Origin of the sequence: Micromonospora sp. A3M-1-15 (assembly GCF_024213425.1) — a bacterium.
Classification (GTDB): domain Bacteria; phylum Actinomycetota; class Actinomycetes; order Mycobacteriales; family Micromonosporaceae; genus Micromonospora; species Micromonospora chersina.
This window is the reverse complement of record NZ_JANAVK010000004.1, coordinates 504992-527876: the sequence shown is the minus strand read 5'-3', so window position 1 is coordinate 527876 and position 22885 is coordinate 504992. Positions and strand designations below refer to the sequence as shown.

The 22885-nt window shown below is 74.3% G+C and carries 22 protein-coding genes and 1 pseudogene; 5 read left to right on the top strand and 18 right to left on the bottom strand.

Going from position 1 to position 22885, the window contains the following annotated elements:
• Positions 1 to 6 precede the first annotated feature (6 nt).
• The 18 genes from NLX85_RS22920 to mraZ all read right to left on the bottom strand — a co-directional run bounded on the left by NLX85_RS22920 (position 7) and on the right by mraZ (position 19059).
• A complete protein-coding gene (locus NLX85_RS22920; RefSeq protein ID WP_374628248.1) occupies positions 7 to 315 on the bottom strand; it encodes a DUF167 domain-containing protein in 309 nt (102 codons plus the stop codon).
• A 2-nt stretch (positions 316 to 317) separates the two neighbouring features.
• Positions 318 to 1025 (bottom strand): hypothetical protein, encoded by a 708-nt coding sequence (locus NLX85_RS22915; protein ID WP_254338345.1) that lies wholly within the window; start codon positions 1023 to 1025, stop codon positions 318 to 320.
• Positions 1026 to 1098: 73 nt separating this feature from the next.
• Positions 1099 to 1905 (bottom strand): DivIVA domain-containing protein, encoded by an 807-nt coding sequence (locus NLX85_RS22910; RefSeq protein ID WP_254338344.1) that lies wholly within the window; start codon positions 1903 to 1905, stop codon positions 1099 to 1101.
• 41 nt (positions 1906 to 1946) lie between these two features.
• Positions 1947 to 2252 (bottom strand): YggT family protein, encoded by a 306-nt coding sequence (locus NLX85_RS22905; protein ID WP_091320368.1) that lies wholly within the window; start codon positions 2250 to 2252, stop codon positions 1947 to 1949.
• Positions 2253 to 2280: 28 nt separating this feature from the next.
• The gene (locus NLX85_RS22900) at positions 2281 to 2976 is read right to left on the bottom strand and encodes a cell division protein SepF (RefSeq protein WP_254338343.1); all 696 of its coding nucleotides are present in this window, start codon (positions 2974 to 2976) and stop codon (positions 2281 to 2283) included.
• A gap of 194 nt (positions 2977 to 3170) precedes the next feature.
• Positions 3171 to 3917, bottom strand: a complete 747-nt coding sequence (locus NLX85_RS22895) for a YggS family pyridoxal phosphate-dependent enzyme (RefSeq protein WP_254338342.1) — start codon at positions 3915 to 3917, stop codon at positions 3171 to 3173.
• Between the two features lie 9 nt (positions 3918 to 3926).
• The gene (ftsZ, locus tag NLX85_RS22890) at positions 3927 to 5045 is read right to left on the bottom strand and encodes a cell division protein FtsZ (protein ID WP_254338341.1); all 1119 of its coding nucleotides are present in this window, start codon (positions 5043 to 5045) and stop codon (positions 3927 to 3929) included.
• Between the two features lie 238 nt (positions 5046 to 5283).
• Positions 5284 to 6102 (bottom strand): cell division protein FtsQ/DivIB, encoded by an 819-nt coding sequence (locus tag NLX85_RS22885; RefSeq protein WP_254338340.1) that lies wholly within the window; start codon positions 6100 to 6102, stop codon positions 5284 to 5286.
• Positions 6099 to 7580 carry a UDP-N-acetylmuramate--L-alanine ligase gene (gene murC, locus NLX85_RS22880; RefSeq protein WP_254338339.1) on the bottom strand — a complete coding sequence of 494 codons (1482 nt, stop codon included), beginning with the start codon at positions 7578 to 7580 and terminating at the stop codon, positions 6099 to 6101. Before murC ends, NLX85_RS22885 begins: the two co-directional genes overlap by 4 nt.
• A 31-nt stretch (positions 7581 to 7611) precedes the next feature.
• Positions 7612 to 8718: an undecaprenyldiphospho-muramoylpentapeptide beta-N-acetylglucosaminyltransferase gene (gene murG / locus NLX85_RS22875; RefSeq protein ID WP_254338338.1), complete on the bottom strand. Its 1107-nt coding sequence runs from the start codon at positions 8716 to 8718 to the stop codon at positions 7612 to 7614.
• Positions 8718 to 10133, bottom strand: coding sequence for an FtsW/RodA/SpoVE family cell cycle protein (locus NLX85_RS22870; RefSeq protein WP_254338805.1), 1416 nt, complete (start codon positions 10131 to 10133; stop codon positions 8718 to 8720). The genes murG and NLX85_RS22870 overlap by 1 nt, the downstream gene beginning before the upstream one ends.
• A gap of 242 nt (positions 10134 to 10375) precedes the next feature.
• Entirely contained in the window at positions 10376 to 11500 is a 1125-nt protein-coding gene (gene mraY / locus NLX85_RS22865; RefSeq protein ID WP_254338336.1) for a phospho-N-acetylmuramoyl-pentapeptide-transferase, read from the bottom strand.
• Positions 11497 to 12894, bottom strand: coding sequence for a UDP-N-acetylmuramoyl-tripeptide--D-alanyl-D-alanine ligase (murF, locus tag NLX85_RS22860; RefSeq protein ID WP_254338334.1), 1398 nt, complete (start codon positions 12892 to 12894; stop codon positions 11497 to 11499). Before murF ends, mraY begins: the two co-directional genes overlap by 4 nt.
• Positions 12891 to 14453: a UDP-N-acetylmuramoyl-L-alanyl-D-glutamate--2,6-diaminopimelate ligase gene (locus NLX85_RS22855; protein WP_254338332.1), complete on the bottom strand. Its 1563-nt coding sequence runs from the start codon at positions 14451 to 14453 to the stop codon at positions 12891 to 12893. Before NLX85_RS22855 ends, murF begins: the two co-directional genes overlap by 4 nt.
• 52 nt (positions 14454 to 14505) lie before the next feature.
• Positions 14506 to 16713, bottom strand: coding sequence for a penicillin-binding protein 2 (locus NLX85_RS22850; RefSeq protein WP_254338330.1), 2208 nt, complete (start codon positions 16711 to 16713; stop codon positions 14506 to 14508).
• Between the two features lie 3 nt (positions 16714 to 16716).
• Entirely contained in the window at positions 16717 to 17316 is a 600-nt protein-coding gene (locus tag NLX85_RS22845; protein WP_254338328.1) for a hypothetical protein, read from the bottom strand.
• Positions 17313 to 18422 carry a 16S rRNA (cytosine(1402)-N(4))-methyltransferase RsmH gene (gene rsmH / locus NLX85_RS22840; RefSeq protein ID WP_254338326.1) on the bottom strand — a complete coding sequence of 370 codons (1110 nt, stop codon included), beginning with the start codon at positions 18420 to 18422 and terminating at the stop codon, positions 17313 to 17315. Before rsmH ends, NLX85_RS22845 begins: the two co-directional genes overlap by 4 nt.
• A gap of 205 nt (positions 18423 to 18627) precedes the next feature.
• A complete protein-coding gene (gene mraZ, locus NLX85_RS22835; protein WP_073831045.1) occupies positions 18628 to 19059 on the bottom strand; it encodes a division/cell wall cluster transcriptional repressor MraZ in 432 nt (143 codons plus the stop codon).
• Positions 19060 to 19414: 355 nt separating this feature from the next.
• Between mraZ and NLX85_RS22830 the strand changes: the two genes are divergently transcribed.
• The 5 genes and pseudogenes from NLX85_RS22830 to NLX85_RS22815 all read left to right on the top strand — a co-directional run bounded on the left by NLX85_RS22830 (position 19415) and on the right by NLX85_RS22815 (position 22858).
• Complete coding sequence (locus NLX85_RS22830; RefSeq protein WP_254338802.1) at positions 19415 to 20662, top strand: MurT ligase domain-containing protein; 1248 nt, start codon at positions 19415 to 19417, stop codon at positions 20660 to 20662.
• Complete coding sequence (locus NLX85_RS22825; protein ID WP_189195128.1) at positions 20652 to 21374, top strand: type 1 glutamine amidotransferase; 723 nt, start codon at positions 20652 to 20654, stop codon at positions 21372 to 21374. Before NLX85_RS22830 ends, NLX85_RS22825 begins: the two co-directional genes overlap by 11 nt.
• A complete protein-coding gene (locus NLX85_RS22820; RefSeq protein ID WP_254338324.1) occupies positions 21371 to 22084 on the top strand; it encodes a TVP38/TMEM64 family protein in 714 nt (237 codons plus the stop codon). The genes NLX85_RS22825 and NLX85_RS22820 overlap by 4 nt, the downstream gene beginning before the upstream one ends.
• 1 nt (position 22085) lies before the next feature.
• A pseudogene (locus NLX85_RS33770) lies at positions 22086 to 22484 on the top strand (hypothetical protein); the annotation flags it as partial.
• 59 nt (positions 22485 to 22543) lie between these two features.
• Entirely contained in the window at positions 22544 to 22858 is a 315-nt protein-coding gene (locus tag NLX85_RS22815) for a hypothetical protein (protein ID WP_254338322.1), read from the top strand.
• Positions 22859 to 22885: the final 27 nt, after the last annotated feature.

Here is a 22885-nt window from a genome sequence, read left to right as displayed (position 1 = left end):
GGGTCCTCACCCGGCCGATCCGTCGCGCAGACGCCGGACCACGTCGGGCAGCCCGGGGGCCGGGTGCTCGACCAGGAAGAGCTTGTCCCGGCTGGCCGCGCCGGCCCGCAGGGAGACCGCCGCCGGCCGGACGCCGAGCGCGTCGGCCAGCGCGCGGCGGGCCGCCTCGGTGGCCCGGCCGTCCACCGCGGGCGCGTTCACGGCGATGACCAGGGCCGGCCCGTGCGGGCCGTCGAACCGGCCGCCGACCCGGGCACGGGAGGCGCCGGGCTTCACCCGTACGGCGACGGTGAGCGTGTCGTCCATGGTCACCATGATCAGTGCGGCCGGGCCTCGGCGAGCAGGGTGGTGGCCGGTGCGCAGCCGGCACACGGGGTGAAGCCCAGATCGACCGCCTCGGCGACCGGCAGCGGCTCGTCGACCCGGCCCACCAGGTGGGGGCAGCCGGGCAGGTGGAAGCGGGGGTGGCCGTCGACCACCCGGACCTCGCCGTCGAGCCGGACCAGCCGGGCGACCTCCCCGGCGGAGAGGAACTCGGCCGGCGGGTCCCCCTCGAACGGGCCGTCCGGCACCGGTGAGGTGGGCGCCGGGGCGTCGAACGCCGTCTCGGCGCCCGACGGGCCACGCGGTGCGGGGGGCGAGTAGGGCTGGGCCAGCGGGTCGAACGGGTCGGCCGGCGGGTCGAACCCGGCGGTCGCCGGCGGGTCGAACGGGTCGGCTGCCGGTGGCTCGGGTGGTTGCCGCCACCCGGGTCCACCGGCGCCGACCGTCGACGAAACGTGCGGGACCGGGGTTTCCGACTCGTCGGGGGACGGGCCGGTCGGCGCGGTCCGGCGGCGCGGCCCGGTCTCCCGGCCCGCCGTGGCTTTGGCGGCGGCCGCCTGGCGGGCGAACGCCACGAGGGCGACGGCGGCCAGCAGGCTGGCCGCGATCGAGGTGATCAGCAGCGGGCTGGACCCACCGGCCAGCCCGGCCACCAGGAGCACGACCGCGACGAGGATGAGCAGGATGCTGGCGGCTATCACGGCTCACCCCCGGCCGCGTCGTGTCGGTCTGCGCGGTCGGTGGCCGCCCCGGGGACGGCCACCGACGGCGGGATCAGCGGCCGGACTCGAGCGAGCCCGCGCGGCCGCCACCGTAGGAGCCGGCGAGGCCGGCTGCGGCGAGGCCGTTGCTGCCGCCCGCGGCGCGGTTGCCCTCGGAGCGGGTCATCTCGGCCTCGAGGCCCTGGCCGCGACCGTCGAGGTCACGCAGCTGGCTCTCCAGGTACGCCTTGAGGCGGGTGCGGTACTCGCGCTCGAACTGCTTGAGCTCCTCGATGTGCTTCTGCAGCGCGGTGCGCTTGGCGTCCAGGCCGCCCATGGCCTCCTGGTGCCGCTGGCGGGCGTCCCGCTCCAGGGCGTCGGCCTTGGCGCGGGCCTCGCGGGTGACCTCCTCGGCCTTGGAACGGGCCTCGGAGAGCAGCTGGTCGGCCTCGCGGCGGGCGTCGGACACGTGGTCGTCGGCGGTGCGCTGGGCCATCATGAGCACCCGCAGCGCCTGCTGCTCGCCGTCGGCGGCGGAGGTCGCCGGGCCACCCTGGGCGCGGACCTGCTCCAGCTCGGCCTGCATCGCCCGGGCCGCCTGCTCGGCGGCCGCCTTGTCGCGCTGCACCCGGTCGAGCTGGGCCTTGACGTCGTTGAGCTCCGCCGCGAGCCGGGGGTCGCCGCCGGGGCCGGAGGGAGCGCCGCCCCGACCGCCGCGCTCCACCTGGGCGCGCAGCTCGTTGTTCTCCTCGATCAGACGGGCGAGCTCGCGCTCGACCTCGTCCAGGAAGGCGTCGACCTCCTCCTCGTCATACCCCCGCTTGCCGATCGGCGGCTTTTTGAAGGCGACGTTGTGGACGTCAGCCGGGGTCAGCGGCATCGAAACTCCTCGGGTCAGTTGCGGCCGCGAAAGCAGTCTGGTCAGGCGAAAGCTCTGATCAGTTGCCCTAACACGAACTCCATCAGCACGAACAGGATAACCAGGAGCACAAGGGAGGCCAGGTCGATGCTCACGGTACCAATTCGCAGCGGTGGGATCACACGCCTCAACGCGCGCAGGGGCGGATCAGTGACGCTCCACACGACTTCCAGTCCCGCCGATGCTCCCCGGCCCGGTTGCCAGCGGCGACCATAGGCCAGAACGGCGCCGAGGACAAATCGGGCCAACAGGATGAGCAGGAAGAAATACAGGAGCAGATAGAGCACCTGGAACAGGATCGACAACACGGCAGGCGACGTCCCTCGGTCGTGCGGGCTAGCTCAGGCTGAAGAAGCCGCCCTCAGCGATCTTGGCCTTGTCCTCCGCGGTGACCTGGACGTTGGCCGGTGAGAGCAGGAACACCCGGTTGGTCACGCGCTCGATCGTACCCCGCAGGCCGAACGCGAGTCCGGCGGCGAAGTCGACCAGCCGGCGGGCGTCCGCCTCGTCCATCTCGGTGAGGTTGATGATCACCGGTACGCCGTCACGGAAGTGCTCACCGATGGTGCGCGCCTCCCGGTAGGTGGTCGGGTGCAGGGTGGTGATCTGGTAGCGCTGCTCGTCCTCGGGCACCACCGCCCGCTCGCGCGGCTGGGCCTGCGGCGCCAGGGCGAGGTTGTCGCGGGTGTGGTAGGTCAGCGCGCCGGAGGTCTCCCCCGCCCCGGAGCGGGTGATCGACCGGACACTGGACCGCTCGGTCCGCTCCGGCCGCTCCACCTCGGCCCGGTCGCTCTCGACGGCGCGGCTCGACGCGCGCTCGCTCAGCCGGCCACGGTCGCCGACCCGGCCACGGGTCGCCGGCGGCTCCTCGGACTCGTCGTCCTCGTCGTCGGCGAACTCCTCCGAGTAACGGCTCGACCGGTAGCGCGACTCGCGGTAGCCACCCTTGTCGTAGCCACCGTCCTCGTACGCCCGCTCATCGTCCTCCTCGACGAGACCGAGCCAGACCCCCGCCTTGCGCAGTGCACCCATCCCCGCGCCCTTCCGTCCGCCGTGCGGCACGCGCCCCCGTGCCGTGTCGCTTGATCACGAGTGGACAACGATGCCCACCGGACCGGATCGGCAATCCCCCGGCGAGCGATTCGCGGTCCGCTCGCCACGGCCCCCGGCTACGGGAACGCCGTTCCTGAACAACACTGATGTAATTTGCTTCTTTCGCGGTCAGGCTACCGCAGCGTGGAGCGCATTCCGAGCAACGCGCTGCCGACGCGGACATGTGTCGCGCCGTATTCGATCGCGATTTCCAGATCCCCGCTCATACCCGCCGAGAGCACCGTCGCCTCGGGATGGTCGACACGGAATCGCTCCACCACCTCGGCCAGCCGGGCGAACGCCCGGTCCGGCTCCCAGCCCAGCGGGGCGACCGCCATGAGACCGGCGAGTCGCAACCCGCCGGCGCCGGCCACGGCCGCCGCCACCGCACCGAGCCCCCGGTCCGGGTCGGCCGCGTCCGGCAGCGCCCCGCCCCGGGCCGGGTCGCCGTCGACGCTCACCTGCACCAGCACGTCCAGCGGCCGGTCCCGGGCGGCGGCCGCGGCGCCGTCCAGGGCCACGGCCAGCCGCACGCTGTCGACCGACTGGACCACGTCGGCGTAGCGGACCACCGAACGGGCCTTGTTGCGCTGCAGCTGGCCGATGAAGTGCCAGCGCGGCGTGGCGCCGGCGGCCGCCGCCTCGGCGGCCTTCGGGGCCGCCTCCTGGTCGCGGTTCTCCCCCACGTCGGTCACACCGAGCCCAGCCAGCGCGACCACGTCGGCGGCCGGATACGTCTTGGTCACCGCGACCAGGGTGACCTCGCCCCGGTCCCGGCCGGCCACCGCGCAGGCGTCGGCGATGCGGGCCCGGACCCGGGCGAGGCCGGCCGCGAGCTCGGCGCGACGGTCGGGTCGCACCGTGGTCGGTGAATCGGTCATCGGCGCGGCTCAGGACCCGTTCTTGAGGAAGTCCGGCACGTCGACGTCGTCGAACAGCACCCGGCGCGGCGACTGCTGCGGGGCCGCCGGCACGGCGGCCGGCGGCGTGACCGGCGGGTTCGGCGGCGCAGGCTGGTTCTGGTTGCTCTTGCGGGGCGCGTCCGCGGCCTTGTACGCCGGCATGCCACCGTCGAAGCCCGCCGCGATCACGGTCACCCGCACCTCGTCGCCGAGCGCGTCGTCGATGACCGCACCGAAGATGATGTTGGCGTCCGGGTGGGCCGCGTCGGTGACCAGCTGGGCGGCGTCGTTGATCTCGAACAGGCCCAGGTCGGAGCCGCCGGCGATGGAGAGCAGCACGCCCCGCGCGCCGTCCATGCTCTGCTCCAGCAGCGGGCTGGAGATGGCCGCCTCGGCCGCCTCGACGGCGCGGTTCTCGCCGCGGGCGCTGCCGATGCCCATGAGCGCGCTGCCGGCGCCGCTCATGACGCTCTTCACGTCGGCGAAGTCCAGGTTGATCAGACCCGGCGTGGTGATCAGGTCGGTGATGCCCTGGACACCGGAGAGGAGCACCTGGTCCGCGGTGCGGAAGGCGTCCATCATGGAGATGTTCCGGTCGCCGAGCGCGAGCAGCCGGTCGTTCGGGATCACGATGAGCGTGTCGCACTGGTTGCGCAGCTCCTCGATGCCCGACTCGGCCTGCACCTGGCGGCGCTTGCCCTCGAAGGAGAACGGCCGGGTGACCACGCCGATGGTGAGCGCGCCGAGCTTGCGGGCGATGTTCGCCACCACCGGCGCGCCGCCGGTGCCGGTGCCGCCGCCCTCGCCGCAGGTCACGAAGACCATGTCGGCGCCCTTGAGCACCTCCTCGATCTCGTCGCGGTGGTCCTCGGCGGCGTTCTTCCCGACGTCCGGATTGGCGCCGGCGCCCAGCCCGCGGGTCAGCTCCCGGCCGACGTCGAGCTTGACGTCGGCGTCGCTCATCAGCAGCGCCTGCGCATCGGTGTTGATCGCGATGAACTCGACGCCCTTGAGCCCAACCTCGATCATCCGGTTGACGGCGTTCACGCCACCGCCCCCGATGCCGACGACCTTGATGACCGCCAGGTAGTTGTGCGGAGGTGTCATCTCCGGTCCTTTCCCTTCGAGATTGGCATGGGCCGACCCCACACGGCTTGGCCAGACCAGCGGCGGAGCATTCCCCAGCGATTCCTACGGCTGAAACCCTCACCCTCTACTAGAGGCTTAGAGCTATGTCAACCACTGATCTCTTCGGGGCAACGTATGCGCCGCCGCGCGCTGAGCCAAGGACCTTTCCGGCGTGTCGCGGGCGGAGCGGGCGGGCTCACGTCCGCTGACCGGCGGATCACCGGAGGGTGACCACGTCCGGGGCGCTGACGTCGATCGTGTCGGCCTTCCGACCGAGCAGGGCGGTGGCCACCGTGGACTTGTCCGGGCTGCGGGTCGCGTCGCCCCAGACCACCTTCCGGTCGGCGCGCAGCAGCAGGGTGATCCGGGCCAGCCCGGCCACGTCCACGGCGACCAGTTCGGCGCGCAGCTTCGGGCTGAGCGCGGCGAGCACGTCCAGGCCGGCGCGGGTGCCCGGGTCGTCGGGGGCCGGCCTGCCGACCTGGATGACCGGCAGCCCGCCGGGGGCCCGGTCCAGGTTCCGGAAGACCACGCCCGCGCGGTCGACGACGACCCACCGGTCGCCCTGCGGCACCGCGGCCACCGGGGTCCGCTCCACCACCCGGATCACCAGGGCGCCCGGCCAGTCCCGCTCCACGGTGGCCCGCTCCACCGGGGCGAGCAGGCCGACCCGGCGGGCGGTGGCGGCCAGGTCGACCCGGGCCAGTGGAGCCTCGTCGGGCACGGCCGCGGCGTCGCGTACCTCGACCGGGGTGACCAGCTCGGCGCCGACCACCCGCACCTCCCGCACGCCGAACAGGCCGGTGCCCAGCACGGTCCAGGCGACCAGCCCGGCGACGGCCAGCACGGCGACGGTGACCGCCCAGGGCAGCGCCGCGCGCATCCGCCGCTGGCGGGCCCGGGCCATGAAGCGCCGCGTGGACGGGGGTACGGCATCCGCGCCGGCCCGGACCAGCTGCCACCGCCGGGCCGGGTTGCGCCGGCCGGCCCCGCCGTCCTGGCCGGGGGTGCGGCCGCGGGCCGGGCCGGGACTCATCCGGCCGTGGCCGCCGCGCCGTCCGGGTCGACGCCGGTGCCGATCGCCGCGGTGTCGCCGGACCGGGCCAGCAGGGCGTCGAGCAGCTGGTCGCCCATGAGGGAGATCGGCGGCGCGCCCATGGTCACCACCACGTCGCCCGGCCGGGCCCGGCGGGCCACCTCGGCCGGCACGTCGTCCCACGCCTCGACGAAGACCTTCCGGTCCGCCGGCAGCGGCACCACCGACAGCAGCGCGGCCGAGCCCTCGCCGGGCTGGCGCAGCTCGCCGGGGCCGAAGACCTCCAGCAGCACCAGCTCGTCGGCGATGCCGAGGGCGGCGGCGATCTCCGCCTGGAGGTCGCGGGTGCGGTAGAGGCGGTAGGGCTGGAAGACCACGATGAGCCGGCCCTCGCCGGCCACCTCGCGCAGCGTCTGCAGGGCCAGCGTCATCGAGGTCGGGTGGTAGGCGTACTCGTCGTAGACCAGCACGCCGTCCGCGACGCCCTTGCGCTCGAAGCGCCGCCGCACGCCGGGGAACGCGCCGAGCGCGGCCTCCGCCGCCGCGACCGGCAGCTCCAGCAGGTACGCGGCGAGCACCGCGGCGGCGCTGTTCAGCCCCATGTGCCGCCCCGGCACCGGGAGCCGGATCTCGCCCAGCGACCGGCCCTCGATCTCGGCCAGGTAGCGCACGCCCTGCGCGGAGGAGGCCATCCCGCTGAGCCTCAGGTCGGCGTCGGCGGACTCGCCGTACGTCCACACCCGGCGCCCCTCGGCCCGCAGCGTCTCGGCCAGCCGCCGGCCACCCGGGTCGTCGGCGCAGGTGATGATGAAGCCCTCGGGGTCGGTGAGCCGGGCGAACTCGGCGAAGGTCGCCTCCAGGTTCGCCAGGTCGCCGTAGGTGTTGAGGTGGTCCGCCTCGATGTTCGTGATGATCGACACGTACGGGCGGTAGATGAGGAAGGACCGGTCGCTCTCGTCCGCCTCGACCACGAAGTGCTCGCCGGTGCCGTGGTGCGCGCCGGAGCCGACCTCGGAGATCTCGCCGCCGATCACGAAGGACGGGTCGGCGCCGGCCTGCTGGAGCACCATGGTGACCATCGAGGTGGTGGTGGTCTTGCCGTGGGTGCCGGCGACCGCCACGGTCCGGCGGCCGGTCATCGCGGCGGCCAGGGCCTCGGAGCGGTGCAGAACCCGCAGGCCGCGTTGACGCGCCTCGACCATCTCCAGGTGGTCCTGCGGAATGGCCGAGGAGTAGACGACCGTGTCCACCCCGTCGAGGTTGCTCGCCTCGTGGCTCATGTGGATGGTGCCGCCGAGCGCCCGCAGGCCGGCCAGCGAGGGCCACTCCCGCAGCTCACTGCCGGAGACCGGCAGGCCCCGGGTGAGGAAGAGCCGGGCCAGGCCGCTCATGCCGACCCCGCCCACCCCGATCAGGTGGATCCGGCCCAGGTCCTCCGCGGTCATCGTGCCGGCGGGGGTGAACTGCGCGGTGTTCATGCGACGTACCTTCCGGTCGCGGCGGCCGCCATCAGCGGGACACCGCCTCGTAGACGAAGTTCAGCAGTGCGACGTCGCCGTCGCGCCGGCCGTACGCGGCCGCCGCCGTGCCCATCGCGGCGAGTCGCTGCGGGTCCCGGATCAGCGGGATCACCGTGCGCTCCACCCAGGCCGGGGTCACCTCGGCGTCGTCGACGAGCAGCCCGCCGCCGGCCTCCACCACGGGCAGCGCGTTGCGCTTCTGCTCCTGGTTGCTGTGCGGGTACGGCACGTAGACGGTGGGCAGGCCGATGGCGGCCACCTCGGCACAGGTCATGGCGCCGCCGCGGCCCAGCATCAGGTCGGCGGCCGCGTAGCCCAGCTCCATCTCGGACAGGTAGGGCAGCGTCACGTACGGCACCGGCAGGTCGGTGGGGACGGACACCGGCTCGTTGCGGGCGCCGATCACGTGCAGCACCTGCACGCCGTTGCGGGCCAGCTCCTTGGCCGCCCCGGAGACCGCCAGGTTGATCGAGCGGGCGCCCTGCGAGCCGCCGGCCACGAAGAGCACCGGCAGGTCGGGACGGAGTCCGAAGTGGGCGCGCGCGGCGTTGCGCACGGCGGCCCGGTCCAGCCCGGCGATGCCCCGGCGCAGCGGCACGCCGACCACCCGGGCGTCGCGCAGCGACTCGGCCTGCGCCGGCTGGTGCGGGAAGCCGACCGCGACGTTCCTGGTGAACTTCATGCCGAGCCGGTTGGCCACGCCCGGCGGCACGTTCACCTCGTGGATGACGATGGGCAGCTCGCGTCGCCACGCGGCCAGGTAGCCGGGGACCGAGACGTACCCGCCGAAGCCGATCACGACGTCGGCCCGTACCTCGTCGAGGATCTTGCCGGCCGCCCGGGCCGCCTTCCACATCCGGTCCGGGGTGCGCACCAGGCTCATGTTGACCGAGCGGGGCAGCTGGTAGGCCGGGATCTGGCGCAGGTCGTAGCCGGCCGGCGGGATCAGCTCGTTCTCCAGCCCCTTGGGTGTGCCGAGGCAGGTGATCCGGACGCTCGGGTCGTGTCGGCGCAGGCAGTCGGCGAAGGCGAGCAGCGGGTAGATGTGCCCACCCGTACCGCCTCCGCAGAGCACCACCGAACGCAGCGGACCCATCAGCGTCTCCTCTCGCTCGCCGTGCCGGCACGCGCCCGGTCGGACCGGGCGCCGCGGGCCGCGGCCTGGTCGTCCTGCCGCCGCGAACGCGACCGGGGCACGGACCCTCGGTCCGCCGGTGGCGACGCCGGTCGGCGGCGCCGGCCGGGAAGCGGCGGCAACGGGGCCCACACTAGTCGGACCCACCGGGCCGGCGGACGGGCATGCAGGGCTCGGGCCGCGTCGGGCTCGGCGCGCGCGAAGGAGGCGAGCATCCCGACCGCGGCCAGGGTCACCACCAGGGCGCTGCCGCCGTCGGAGATGAACGGCAGGGGTACGCCGGTCAGCGGCAGCAGCCCTGTGACGCCGCCGATGTTGATGACGGCCTGGCCGACCAGCCAGGCGGTGACCCCGGCGGCGGCGAGCCGGCGGAACGGGTCCTCCACGCGGCGGGCGATCCGCAGCCCGGAGTACGCCAGGACGGCGAAGAGCACCAGCACCACCGTGCAGCCGACCACCCCCAGCTCCTCGGCGATGATGGCGAAGATGAAGTCGTTGTGCGCCTCGGGCAGCCAGCCGAACTTGGCGCTGCTCTTGCCCAGCCCGACGCCGAACCAGCCGCCGTTCTCCACCGCGAAGCGGGCCTGGACGAGCTGGTAGCAGTTGGGCAGTTCCAGCTCGAAGCAGGTCTTCGGGTCGGGCGGGTCGAGCCACATGGTGAGCCGCCCGAGCCGGTAGTTGTCGGCGTCCCGCGACCCGGAGCCGGCGCCGAGGGACGCGGCGGCGACCAGCAGGCCGATCCCGGCCAGGCCGATCGCGGAGAGGGTGGCGAAGACGCGCTTGCGCACCCCGGCCGCCCAGAGCATCCCGACCACCAGCGCGAGCAGGCAGAGCATGCTGCCCAGGTCGTTGTAGCCGACCAGCACGAACAGCAGGCCGACCACCGGGAACAGCGGGGTGGCCAGCTCCTTCCACCAGCCGAGCGCGGCGCCCTTGCGGGCCAGCACGTGCGCGCCCCAGAGCACCAGCGCGAACTTCGCCACCTCGACCGGCTGCACCGAGATCGGCCCGAGGTAGAGCCAGAGCAGCTGGGCCTTGAGCGGGCCGACCGACTTCACCCGGAACAGCGCCTCCAGCGCCACCAGCAGGTTGAGCACCAGCAGGAGCGCCACGGCCACCCCGAGGAAGGGCCGGGACACCGCCCGGAACGTCCGCGCGGGCAGCCGCTGGCACGCCCAGAAGGCGACGATCCCGATCACCGCGAAGATCGCCTGCTTGACCAGGGACGCGGTCGCGTCCCCCTCCTCGGCGAAGTCCTTCACGCTGGTGGCGGAGAAGACCATGGTGAGGCCGATCAGCAGCAGCAGGCCGGCGCTGGAGAGCAGCAGGTAGTAGGAGGCCAGCGGCCGGGCCAGCAGGCCGCGCAGCGCGGCCAGCCCGCCGGCCGCGTCCAGCCCGAGCAGCGGCGCCGGCGGGTCGGCCGGGCGGCTCGCGGCGGGCGGACGTCTGGCCTGCGTGTCGGTCGTGCCCTCGGTGTCTCTTCCCTCCCCCACCCGCCCATCATGGCGGCTCGACCCGCCCGCCCGTGGCGCAACCGCCCGGTCGGCGTGTCGGAACGCGAAACGGCGGGACCCCTGGTAACACCGGGGGGTCCCGCCGTGACGCAGCGGCAGCGGAGTCAGCTCACCGCGGCGAGGAACTCGCTGTAGAACAGGCCCAGCGCGATGGCCACACCGATGCCGGCGATGATCCAGAACCGGACCACGATGTTGACCTCGCTCCAGCCGGCCAGCTCGAAGTGGTGCTGGAGCGGCGACATCCGGAACACCCGCTTACCGGTGGTCCGGAACGAGATGATCTGGATCACGACGGACATCGTGATGATCACGAAGAGGCCGCCGATGATCGGCAGCAGCAGGATGGTCCGGGTGGACATCGCCATGCCGGCGATCAGGCCGCCCAGGCCCAGCGCGCCGGTGTCGCCCATGAAGATCCGGGCCGGCGAGGTGTTCCACCAGAGGAAGCCGACGCAGGCGCCGGCCGCCGCGCCGGCGATCAGCGCGATCTCCAGCGGGTCCCGGACCGAGTAGCAGTACGCCTCGGTGTAGTTCGGGTCGGCGCACCAGTGCCGGTACTGCCAGAACGCGATCAGCGCGTACGCGGCGAGCACCATCACCGAGGCGCCGGTGGCCAGGCCGTCCAGGCCGTCGGTGAGGTTCACCCCGTTGGTCGCCGCCATCACCACCAGGATGATGACGATCACCGCGCCGATCTTGCCGATCTCCAGGGCCGGGATGTCCCGGATGAAGCTCAGCATGGTGCTGCCGACGGTCTCGGTGTTTGTCGCGTTGCCGCTCACGTCGGTCATGCTGCTCGGGAAGTAGAGCGCCACGATCCCGAAGATCGCGCCGACCACGATCTGGCCGGCGAGCTTGCCGCGCTTGTTCAGGCCGCCGCTGTGCCGCTTGCGGACCTTCAGGAAGTCGTCGATGAAGCCGACCGCGCCGGAGAACACCATCAGCCCCAGCAGCACCAGCGCCGTGATGGTCGGCTCGACCTGGGCGATCTGCGCGTCCGGCAGGGTGGTCAGGGCCAGGTGGCCGGCGACGTACGCGATCACCGTGGCCAGGATGAAGACCACGCCGCCCATGGTCGGCGTGCCCTTCTTACCCTGGTGCATGGCCGGGCCCTCGGCCCGGATCGGCTGCCCGGCCTTGAGCCGGGTGAACACCTTGATCGCGATCGGGGTGCAGAAGAGCGAGACCAGGAAGGCGACCCCGATGGCGACGATCACCGCCCTCATGCGGCCGGTCCCTTCGTGGCGTCCGCGCGCAGCGCGTCCGCCACCTCCCAGGTGCGGTACCGGGAGCCCTTCACCAGCACCACGTCACCCGGACGTAGCTCGCTCCGCAGCACCTCGACGGCCGCCGCCTGATCGGTGAGCAGCACCGACTCTCCTCCCCAGTTGCCTACCGCTGTCGCGCCTTCGTGGATCGGCGCCGCCGGCTCGCCCACCACGAGCAGCCGGTCGACCCCCAGCTCGGCCGCGAGCCGGCCGACCTGCTGGTGTCCCTCCCGTTCGAAGTCGCCCAACTCGGCCATGTAGCCGAGCACCGCGACGGTACGCCCCGTCCCCCGCATGCTGGCCAGCGCCCGCAGCGCCACGCCGGTGGAGGCCGGATTGGCGTTGTACGAGTCGTCGATCACGGTCACCCCGTCGGGGCGTTCGAACACGTCCATCCGGCGGGTGGAGACCAGGCCCAGCTCGCCCAGGGCCACCGCCAGGTCGGCCAGGGGCAGCCCCAGCTCCCGGGCGACCGCCGCGGCGGCCAGCGAGTTGGACACCTGGTGCCGACCGGTCAGGCCGAGCCGCACCGGCGCGCTCCCCTCCGGCGTGACGAGGGTGTACGACGGCCGGCCCCGCCCGTCCACCGTCACGTCCACCGCGCGCACGTCGGCCCGCTCGGACTCGCCGTACCGGACCACGCGGGCCTCGGTGCGCGCCGCCATGGCGTCGACCCGCGGGTCGTCGGCGTTGAGCACGGCCAGGCCGTCGGCGGGCAGCGCCTCGACCAGCTCGCCCTTGGCCAGCGCGATGGTCTCCACCGAGCCGAACTCGCCGAGGTGCGCCACCCCGACGTTGAGCACCACGGAGATCCGCGGCGGCACCACGTCGCAGAGGTAGCGGATGTGCCCCACCCCGCGGGCGCCCTTCTCCATCACGAGGTAGCGGGTCTCCGGGCCGGCCTGCAACGCCGTGTACGGGTGCCCCAGCTCGTTGTTGAACGAGCCGGGCGGCGCGACGGTCGGGCCGAGCCGGACGGCGAGCTGGGCGATCAGGTCCTTGGTGGTGGTCTTGCCGGAGGAGCCGGTCAGCCCGATCACGGTCAGCCCGGGCAGCCGGTCGACCACGGCGCGGGCCAGCCGCCCCATGGCGTCGAGCGCGTCGCCGACCAGCACCATGGGCACGCCGGGCACCTCGCGGGTGCCGAGCACGGCCACCGCGCCGGCCCCGACCGCGCCGGCCGCGTAGTCGTGCCCGTCCACCTTCTCACCGGGGAAGGCGACGAAGAGGCCACCGGGGGTGACCTTGCGGGAGTCGAACTCCACCGAGCCGGTCACCCGGGCGTCCGGGTCGGCGGCGACCAGCCGGCCGCCGACCGCGGCGGCCACCTCGGCCAGGGTCAGCGGGATCATCGCTGCCCCACCAGGTCGCCGAAGCGGGCGCGCAGCGCCCCCGCCAGCTCCACCCGGTCATCGAACGGCAGCACCTCGCCGTTGACCTCCTGGCCGCGTTCCTGCCCCTTGCCCAGCAGCGCCACGATGTCCCCCGGTTCGGCCACCCGGACCGCCTCCTCGATGGCGGCCCGCCGGCCGGGCGCCTCGATGATCCGCGCGCCGGCGCCCGCCGCGTACGCGCCGGCCAGCACCTCGGCCCGGATCGCGGCCGGGTCCTCGGTGCGCGGGTTGTCGTCGGTCACCAGCACCACGTCGGCGCCCCGCGCGGCGGCGGCGCCCATCACCGGCCGCTTGCCCCGGTCCCGGTCGCCGCCGGCGCCCAGCACGCAGATCAGCCGGCCGTCGGTCAGGTCCCGCAGCGCCACGAGGACCGCCTCGATGGCGTTCGCCTTGTGCGCGTAGTCGACCACCCCGCGCACCGGGGCGTCCCCGCTGACCAGTTCCAGCCGGCCGGGCACCCCGCCGCAGGCGGCCACCCCGCGGGCCGCCGTGGCCGGGTCGACCCCGACGGCGACCAGGATGGCGACGGCCAGCAGGGCGTTGGCCACGTTGTGCCGGCCGGGCAGCGCCACCCCGGTGGGCAGGGTCACCCCGTCCGGGCCGTGGACGGTGAAGTGCTGCGCGTAGCCCTCGCCGCCGATCCCGTCGGCCCACCAGGTGGCGCCCGGGTCGCCGGCCGCCGAGTAGGTCACCGTCGCCGGCTTGCGCAGGGGCCGCAGCGCCGGGTCGTCGTGGTTGAGCACCTCGACCCGGCAGCGCCCGTCGAACAGCTTCGCCTTGGCGGCGAAGTAGTCCGCCTCGTCGGCGTGGAAGTCCAGGTGGTCGGAGCCGAAGTTGGTGTAGCCGCCCACGTCGAACCGGACCCCGCCGACCCGGCCCATGGCCAGGGCGTGGCTGGACACCTCCATGACCACGGTGTCCACCCCGCGCTCGCGGGCCACCGCCAGCATGGCGTGCAGGTCGGTCGCCTCCGGGGTGGTCCGGACGCTGTCGATGACCAGGTCGCCGAGGCGGGTCTCCACCGTGCCGATGAGGCCCGTGGTGTGTCCGGCGGCGCGCAGCCCGGACTCGATGAGGTAGCTCGTGGAGGTCTTGCCGGCGGTGCCGGTCACGCCGATCATGGTCAGCCCGGCGGTCGGGTCGCCGTAGACGGTGGCGGCGACCTCGCCGAGCACCGCCCGGGGGTCGTCGACGACCAGCACGGGCAGGCCCGCGTCGGCGGCCAGCGCGACGCCGGCCGGGTCGGTCAACAGGGCCACGGCGCCCGCTCCGGCGGCCGCGGCGGCGAACTCCGCGCCGTGCCGGCGGGCCCCGGGCAGGGCCGCGTACAGGTCGCCGGGGCGGACCTCCTGGCTGGCGTGGGTCACCCCGGTGACGGCCACCTCGGCGGCCCCCTCCGGCGGCGCGACGGCCAGCCGGGCGGCGAGATCGCCGAGCCGGACGGGATTCACGGTGGCGGGACGTGGATTGCCGGGCACGGCGTCAGACCCTACCCGGTCGTCCGGTTCCGACCGCACAGCCGCCCCGGTGGTTCGTCGCCACCCACCGATGATGTCCCGCCCTGCCCGCTCAGTGCGGAAAGACCTCGAACTTCGGGGACCTGTCGGTCGCGGAGGGCGGCACCCGGTAGTGCCGGAGGGTGAAGCCCATCATCTCCCGGAAGGCCGGTGCGGCCACCGCCCCACCCTCGCCGCCGGGGCTCCAGACGAAGACCGCCACCACGTACCGCGGCTTCTCCGCCGGGGCCATCCCGATGAACGAGCCGACCTCGCCGGGCTGGAGCTTGCCGTTGTCGTAGCGCAGGCCGGTGCCGGTCTTGCCGGCCACCCGGTAGCCGGGCACCGCGGCGGCCAGGCCGGTGGCCCGCCCGTCCTGCGGGTCGTCGACCGTGGTGACCGCCTCCAGCATGCGGCGCAGCGCGGCCGCGTTGGCCGGGCTGAGCACCGACCGGGTGACCGGGGCGGCCCCGGGCGTCTTCTTCCCGTCCGGGCCGATCACGTTCCTGATCAGGTGTGGCTGGACGTACGTGCCGTCGTTGGCGATGGCGGCGTACGCGGCGGCCATCTGCAACGGGGTGGCGTCCACGCTGTGCCCGATCGGCACCGACCCGTGCGACGAGTCGCTCCACTGGTCGGCCGGGAGCAGCCGGCCCGCGGCCTCCCCGGGCATGCCCTCGCCGGTGGGCTGGCCCAGCCCGAACCGCTTCTGGTAGTCGATCAGCCGGTCGGGGCCCAGCTTGTCGGCGATCTCGATGGTGCCGACGTTGGACGAGAAGGCGAGCATCCCCGGGATGCTCATCTTCCGCCCGTCGGCCGGGTGGGTGTCCCGGAAGGTGGTGTCGCCCTTCTGGATGCTGTTGGCCACCGGGAAGGCGGTGTCCGGCGTGATCACGCCCTCCTGGAGGGCGGCGCCGTAGGTGATCGCCTTGTGGATCGAGCCCGGGTCGACGATGAAGCTGGTGGCCGCGTCCTCGCGGTCGGCCGGGGAGTTGACCTTGGTGGGGTCGGCGGCGTTGTAGGTGGGGAAGCTGGCCTGGGCCAGCACGTCGCCGGTGCCGATCTCGATGACGACCGCGGCGCCGACGCTGCCCCGGGTCCGGGCCATCCCGTCGGAGAGGATCCGCTGCGTCTTGAACTGGAGGTCGCGGTCGATCGTCAGCTCCAGGGAGCTGCCCGGTTGGGCCGGGGTGGTCTGGCTGTAGCCGCCCGGGATGGGCGCGGCCAGGTCACCCTGGCCCACCTCGTACCGCTTCCGGCCGGCCTTGCCCTCGAGCACCTCGTCGTACTTGGCCTCCAGCCCTTCGAGGCCGTTCATGTCCTGGCTGACGAAGCCGATGAGGTTGGCGGCCAGGTCGCCTCCGGGCACCTCGCGCCGCTCGTCGCGGTGCACCCCGATGCCGGCCAGGTCCGCCGCCACGATCTGCTTGGCCCGGTCGATGTCGACGCCGCGGGCCAGGTACTCGAACTGCGACCAGCCGCCGCCGGGCAGCTTGCGGGGCTTCATCTTCCCGGCCAGCTCCGAGGCGGGCACGCCGAGCAGCGGGGAGAGCACCCGGGCGGTGGCGACCGGGTCCTTGACCTGGGTGGGGTCGGCGAAGACGTACCGCGCCTCGACGCTGTGCGCCAGCGGGGCGCCGGTGCGGTCGTAGATCGCCCCGCGCGGGGCGGGCAGCTCGACCACGGCGAGCCGGTTGGCGAGCCCGCCGTCGGCGTACGCCGGGGTGCTCACGGTCTGGAGGAAGACCAGCCGGATGCCGATGCTGGTGAAGAGCGCCAGCACGAGCAGCGTGCCGAGGCGCAGCCGGCGGCGCGGGTCGGCGAGCTTCGGCGGGCGGCGCGGCTTGCGGACCGGCCGCCGGGCGGCGGCCGGCCGCGCGGGGCGCCGGGGCCCGGGCCGGCGGCGCGGGGCCGGCGCCTCGTCGTCGTCGAACGGCTCGCGCACCGGCCGGGTGGACACGGTCCGCACCACGCCGGCCCGGCCGCCGGCGGCGCTCTCCCGGCGGCCGGCGCGGGTCGCCCCGGTCCGGCCGCCGTCGAGCACCTGGAGCGCCGGCCGGAACGGGTCACCGGAGCGGCTGCTGCGCGGGGTACGCCGCTGCTCGGCGCCGCCACCCGTCCGGGCCGCGCCGCCGCCCTCGCGGATGGTCCGGCCCCGCGGCGTGTACGCCCGGGCGTCGGAGATCCCGCCGACGCCCGGCTCCCGGGGCTCCGTCCCCCGGGACGAGCCGCGCCGGGAGCCCGTGGCGTCCCGGCGCGGTTCATCCGATCTCGGCGGCACTGCTCAGCCTCCGTTGCCCTGCTGGCTGGTGATCGCCGGCGCGCCCTCGACGGGGTGCGGAACGCCGATCACCTTCCCGTCCGGCAGCCGGATGTAGGCCAGCTCGTCCGAGTCGACCAAGCCCAGCTTGCGGGCGTTGGCGGTCAGGTTGCCCGGCGCCTTCTGGTCGGCGATCTCCTTCTCCAGCTGCTGCTGGTCGACGTCGAGCTTGGCCTGCTGCTGCTGGAGCTTCTCCAGCTTGAAGGCGTTCTCGTTGATCTTGGTGTTGACCGCCAGGATGCCGAGCACCCCGCCGACCACGAGCACCAGGATGAGCCCGACGAACGGCGCCCGCGGCACGCGGACCGGCGGCGGCGGGGCGACCCGCAGCCGCGGCGAGGTCGTGCCGGTGGCCTTCGTGCGCTCGGCCGGCCGCAGCGCGGCGCTGCCCTGGGTGGGGAACTCGCGCGCCCCCCGGGCGCGAGTCTCCCCCCGGCGGTCGGGCCGGTCGGCCGCCACCGTCGACGTGGTGCGCGGGGCACGCTGCGCCGCGGTCCGGCCCCCCGACCGCGGTGCGCGCTGCCCGATGCCGGTGTCCCGGCCGTCGCGCTGGTTGACGTTCATGTCCCCTCCCCCTCTTCGTCCGTCCCGTTCCCGTCCCCCGGCGCCGACCGCGGGTCCGTCGCGGACCCCGGTGACCCCGTCCCCGGTTGGTGCATCGCCTTCACCCGGCGGCGGTACCGTTCGCGGTCGGTACGCCCCTGCCGGGCCGCCTCCGGGTCGAGCCGTTCCGCGGCCCGCAGCCGCACCGAGGCGGCGCGCGGGTTCGCGACGACCTCGGCCTCCCCGGGCAGCTCCGCGCCCCGGCTGAGCAGCCGGAACGTCGGACCCGACCCGGGCAGTTCGACCGGGAGGTCGACCGGGCCCTTGCTGCGGACCCGGTCGGCGAGCGCCTGCTTGGTGAGCCGGTCCTCCAGCGAGTGGTAGGACAGGACCACCATGCGGCCGCCCACGGTGAGCTTGTCGAGAGCGGCCGGCAGCGCCGTCTCCAGCGCTGCCAGCTCCCTGTTTACCTCGATCCGTAAAGCCTGAAACGTTCTCTTTGCCGGGTGTCCCCCGGTTCGTCGGGCTGGTGCCGGAATGCTCTCCCTGACCAGCTCGGCCAGTCGCGCCGACGACGTGATCGGCGCGCGCTCGCGCTCGCGGATGATCGCCGAGGCGATCCTCCCGGCGAACTTCTCCTCGCCGTACACCCGCAGCACCCGGGCCAGGTCCGGGTGGGAGTAGGTGTTGACCACCTCCTCGGCGGTCACCCCCCGGGTCTGGTCCATCCGCATGTCCAGCGGCGCGTCCTGCGCGTAGGCGAACCCACGGTCGGGCGCGTCCAGTTGCAGGGACGAGACGCCGAGGTCGAACAGGATCCCGTCGATCGCCGGGTAGCCGAGCCGGTCGAGCACCTCGGGCAGCTCGTCGTAGACGGCGTGCTCCAGGTGGATCCGGTCGGCGAACCGGGCAAGCCGGACCCGCGCGTGGGCGAGGGCCTCGGTGTCCCGGTCCAGGCCGATCAGCACGGTGTCCGGGTGCGCCTCGAGCACCGCCTCGGCGTGCCCGGCCAGGCCGAGCGTGGCGTCGACGTGGACGGTGCGGCCGGGCCGGCCCAGTGCGGGGGCCAGCAACTCGAGACACCGCTCAAGCAGCACCGGCACGTGCGTGCCGCGTAGCTCCCCCATCTCGACCCCCACTGGTTGAAACCCGTATCCGTCCCTGTGTCCGTCGTCGCCACGACGCCTCGCCATACCGCCAGATCCCCATCCGCTCCCCGCCCGCCGGAGGCCGCGGCCCTCCGTATCGGATCGTGCGCCTGGCACCGGGGAAGGGGTGCCAGGAACTCGAAAGCGGCTGGAGATCTCGCAGTACGTCGGGCGCCGTCACGCCCTACAGACCGCCGGGCAGCACCCCCTCCTCGATGTCGGCGAAGTCGTCTTCGCTCTCCGCGAGGTAGGCCTCCCAGGCCGCCCTGTCCCAGATCTCCACCCGGGTGCTCGCCCCGATCACGACCAGGTCGCGGTCGAGAGCGGCGTACGACCGGAGGTGCCCGGGGATGGTGACCCGTCCCTGCTTGTCCGGCACCTCGTCGTGCGCGCTGGCGAAGAAGACCCGGCTGTAGGCCCGGGCCGCCTTGCTCGTCATCGGCTGCGCGCGCAACTGGTCGGCGATCCGCTGGAACTCGGGCATCGGGAAGACGTAGAGGCAGCGCTCCTGCCCTTTGGTGATCACGACACCCCCCGCCAGCTCGTCCCGGAACTTCGCCGGAAGGATCAACCGGCCTTTGTCGTCCAGGCGCGGAGTGTGGGTGCCGAGGAACATCGGCCCAACCCCCTCGCCCTGAGCGGCGTTCGCGGCGCCGCTGACCCCCCGGGCCGGTGCGGCCCTCCCGGCCTCACCATCGCGCCCCACTCTACTCCACTTCCCTCCACCTGCAACCGGAAACGCCCGCGCGGCGCGGCGTTTCCGCGCGCAAAACAGCACGTCAACGGGGGTGGGGCGGAGTGGAGGGGTCCGGCGCGCCCCGCCGGCGGTCCGCTTCCCGACATAGATCGACTCCGTCCGGCCGAACCCGCGCTGACCGTCCGCCGGCCGTCCCCGGCCGAACGGATCGCCGTCGGCGGCGATCTGGTGGGCCCGGTGGTCCGGTAACCTCGCTCGGGTGACGGACGCGAAGATGCCCCTGCGGGCAAAGGTGGCCAGCTCCGTGTCGCGGACCGCCGCGGCGCTGTCGCGCGCCGCGGGCCGTGGCGACGGCTCCGTGATCGGCGGCTGGATCGGCCTCAAGATCGACCCGGACCTGCTGGCGCACCTCTCGACCGGCCGCGCCATCGCCCTGGTGTCCGGCACCAACGGCAAGACCACCACCACCCGGCTCACCACCGCCGCCGTCGGGGTGCTCGGCCGGGTCGCCACCAACTCCTTCGGCGCCAACATGCCCACCGGGCACACCTCGGCGCTGGCCAAGGCCGGCAGCACCCCCTACGCGGTGCTCGAGGTGGACGAGCACTACCTCGCCCAGGTGCTGGACGCCACCGAGCCGCACGTGGTGGCGCTGCTCAACCTCTCCCGCGACCAGCTCGACCGGGCCAAGGAGGTCGCCATGATGGCGCAGCTCTGGCGCGCCGCGCTGGTCCGGCACCCCGACCTGCGGGTGGTCGCCAACGCCGACGACCCCATGGTGGTCTGGGCCGCCACCCCGCCCGCCGACCCGTCCCGCGGCCACGTCCCGCCGCACGTCACCTGGTTCAGCGCCGGCCAGCGGTGGCACGACGACTCCTGGGTCTGCCCCGAGTGCGGCTCCACCATCCAGCGCTCAGGCGAGCAGTGGTGGTGCACCGGCTGCCCGCTGCGCCGCCCCCAGCCGCAGTGGACGGTCGAGGACGACGGGGTGCTCGACCCCACCGGCGCCTGGCACAAGGTGCAGCTCCAGCTCCCCGGCAAGGTCAACCTCGGCAACGCGGCCACCGCCCTGGCGGTCGCCGCCGAGTTCGGGGTACGTCCCGTGGACGCCGTCTCCCGGCTCGGCGCGGTCACCTCGGTGGCCGGCCGCTACGCCCAGGTCGACCGGGACGGGCGCAACATCCGGCTGCTGCTGGCCAAGAACCCGGCCAGCTGGCTGGAGGCGTTCGACATGGCCGACGTCGCGCCCACACTGCTCTCCATCAACGCGCGCGACCCCGACGGGCTGGACACCTCCTGGCTCTTCGACGTCGACTTCTCGCCGCTGCGCGGCCGGCAGGTGCTGATCACCGGCGACCGGGCGTACGACCTCGCCGTCCGGCTCGACGTCAACGGCGTGCCGTTCCAGCACGTGCGGACCTTCGACGACGCGGTCCGGGCGGTGCCGCCGGGCCGGCTGGAGGTCATCGCCAACTACACCGCATTCCAGGACATCCGAGCGGAGCTGGACCGTGTCAACTGAGAGCCTGCGCATCGTCTGGATCTACCCGGACCTGCTGTCCACCTACGGCGACCGGGGCAACGCGCTGATCCTGGCCCGCCGCGCCCAGCTGCGCGGCATGCCGGTCGAGGTGCTGGAGGTCCGCTCCGACCAGCGGCTGCCCGCCACCGCCGACATCTACCTCATCGGCGGCGGCGAGGACGGCCCGCAGGCGCTGGGCGCCCAGCGGCTGATCGCCGACGGCGGCCTGCACCGCGCGGTGGCCCAGGGCTCGGTGGTGTTCGGCGTCTGCGCCGGCTACCAGCTGCTCGGCACCTCCTTCTTCGCCAAGGGCACCCGCTGCACGGGGCTGGAGCTGCTGGACATCTCCTCCGACCGGGGTCCCACCCGGGCGGTCGGCGAGCTGGCCGGCGAGGTCGACCCGCGGCTGGGCATCCCGTACCTGACCGGGTTCGAGAACCACGGCGGGCGGACCCACCTCGGCCCCGGCGTGTCGCCGGTGGCCCGGGTGACCACCGGGGTCGGCAACGACGGGACCACCGAGGGCGCCTGGCGGGGCAAGCTGCTCGGCACCTACTCGCACGGCCCCGCGCTGGCCCGCAACCCCGCCCTCGCCGACCTCCTGCTGCGCTGGGCGACCGGCATCCACCAGCTCCCCCCGCTCGACGACACCTGGGCCGACCGGCTCCGGTCCGAGCGCCGCACCGCCGTGGCCGCCGCCGCGAGGGCATGACCGGCGCCGCCCGGCCGTGGCGGCGACGATCCCGCCGGTTCGCCCGGTTGCTCCGGCAGCCGTCGGCGCGCCGGTTCGCGCTGCTGCTCCTGCTGCTCGCCGGGTTCGGCGTCACGTTGCTGCTGGTCCCCCACCCGGACCCGCGCGACCTGCCCCGGCTGGCGCACTCGCTCGGCGGGTACGCCCCGGCCGTCGCCGTGGTGGGCGGCGCGCTGCTGCTCGTGGCCCTGGTCCCGCGTACCTTCGTCACGCTGGCCGCCGGCGCGATCTTCGGCCCGGCGCAGGGCGCCGCGTACGCCCTCGGCGCGGCGCTGCTCGCCGCGGCCATCGGCTTCGCGGTCGGTCGCCTGCTCGGCCGGCAGTTCGTCGCCGAGCGGGTCCGCGGCCGGCTGGCCCGGCTGGACGGCTGGTTCGCGCGGCAGAGCGTGCTCGGCGTGATCACCGTCCGGCTGCTGCCGATCGCCGGGTTCGGACTGGTCAGCTACGGCTACGGCACCACCGGGGCGCGCGTGCTGCCGTTCCTGGCCGGCAGCGTGATCGCCTCCGCCCCCACCGCGATCGGCTACGCGGCCATCGGCGCGGCGGTCAGCTCCCCCGGCTCGGTCAACTGGTACGCGGCCGCCCCGGCCAGCCTCGGCCTGATCGCCAGCGTGCTCATCATCCACCGCTGGTGGCGGGCGGAGCGGCAGCGCCGGCTGGGCCCGAGCTGAGATGGCCGCCGCGGAGGAGCGGCTGCCCGGCGGCTTCGTCACCGAGGTGGTCCGGATCGGCGACACGGTACGCCGCACTCCCCCGACCCGCGCCGAGTTCGGGGTGGCGCTGCTGCGGCACCTGGCCGCCGCCGCGCCGGGCCTGGCGCCCGGCTACCTCGGGGTGGACGAGCGGGGCCGGCAGGTGCTGACCCACCTCGACGGGCGGGTGCCCTGGCGGGACCGGGAGGATCCGGCCTTCTTCGCCGACCCCGCGCTCACCCGGCTGGCCGGCCTCATCCGGGCGTTGCACGACGCCTGCGCCGGCAGCCCGCTGGCCGGCGACGCGGAGACGGTCTGCCACCGGGACCTGTCGCCGAAGAACACGGTCTACCGGGACTCGCCGGCCGGGCCGGTGCCGGTGGCCTTCCTGGACTGGGACCTGGCCGGGCCGGGCCGGCGGATCGAGGACGTGGCGACGTGGCGTTCGCCGGCTGGCACTGGGCCGCGCTGGGTGGGGACGCCGACCCGGCCGAGCTGGCCCGGCGCTGCCGGCTGCTCTGCGACGCCTACGAGGCGGCCGGCTCCGCGGTGTCCCTGCCCCGGGGCGAGCTGGTCGCCGTCATGCTCGACCAGCTCGACGGCACCTGGCGGGGCATCGACGCCGGCGCGGACCGGGACGAGCCGGGCATGCGCCGGCTCCGCGCGGCGGGTGCTGTCGACGCGGTACGCGGCTGGCACGGATGGCTGCTCCGGCACCGCGCGACGGTCGAGGCGGTGCTGCACGCCGGCTGAGGCGCGCCCCCGGGCAGGGGACGCGCC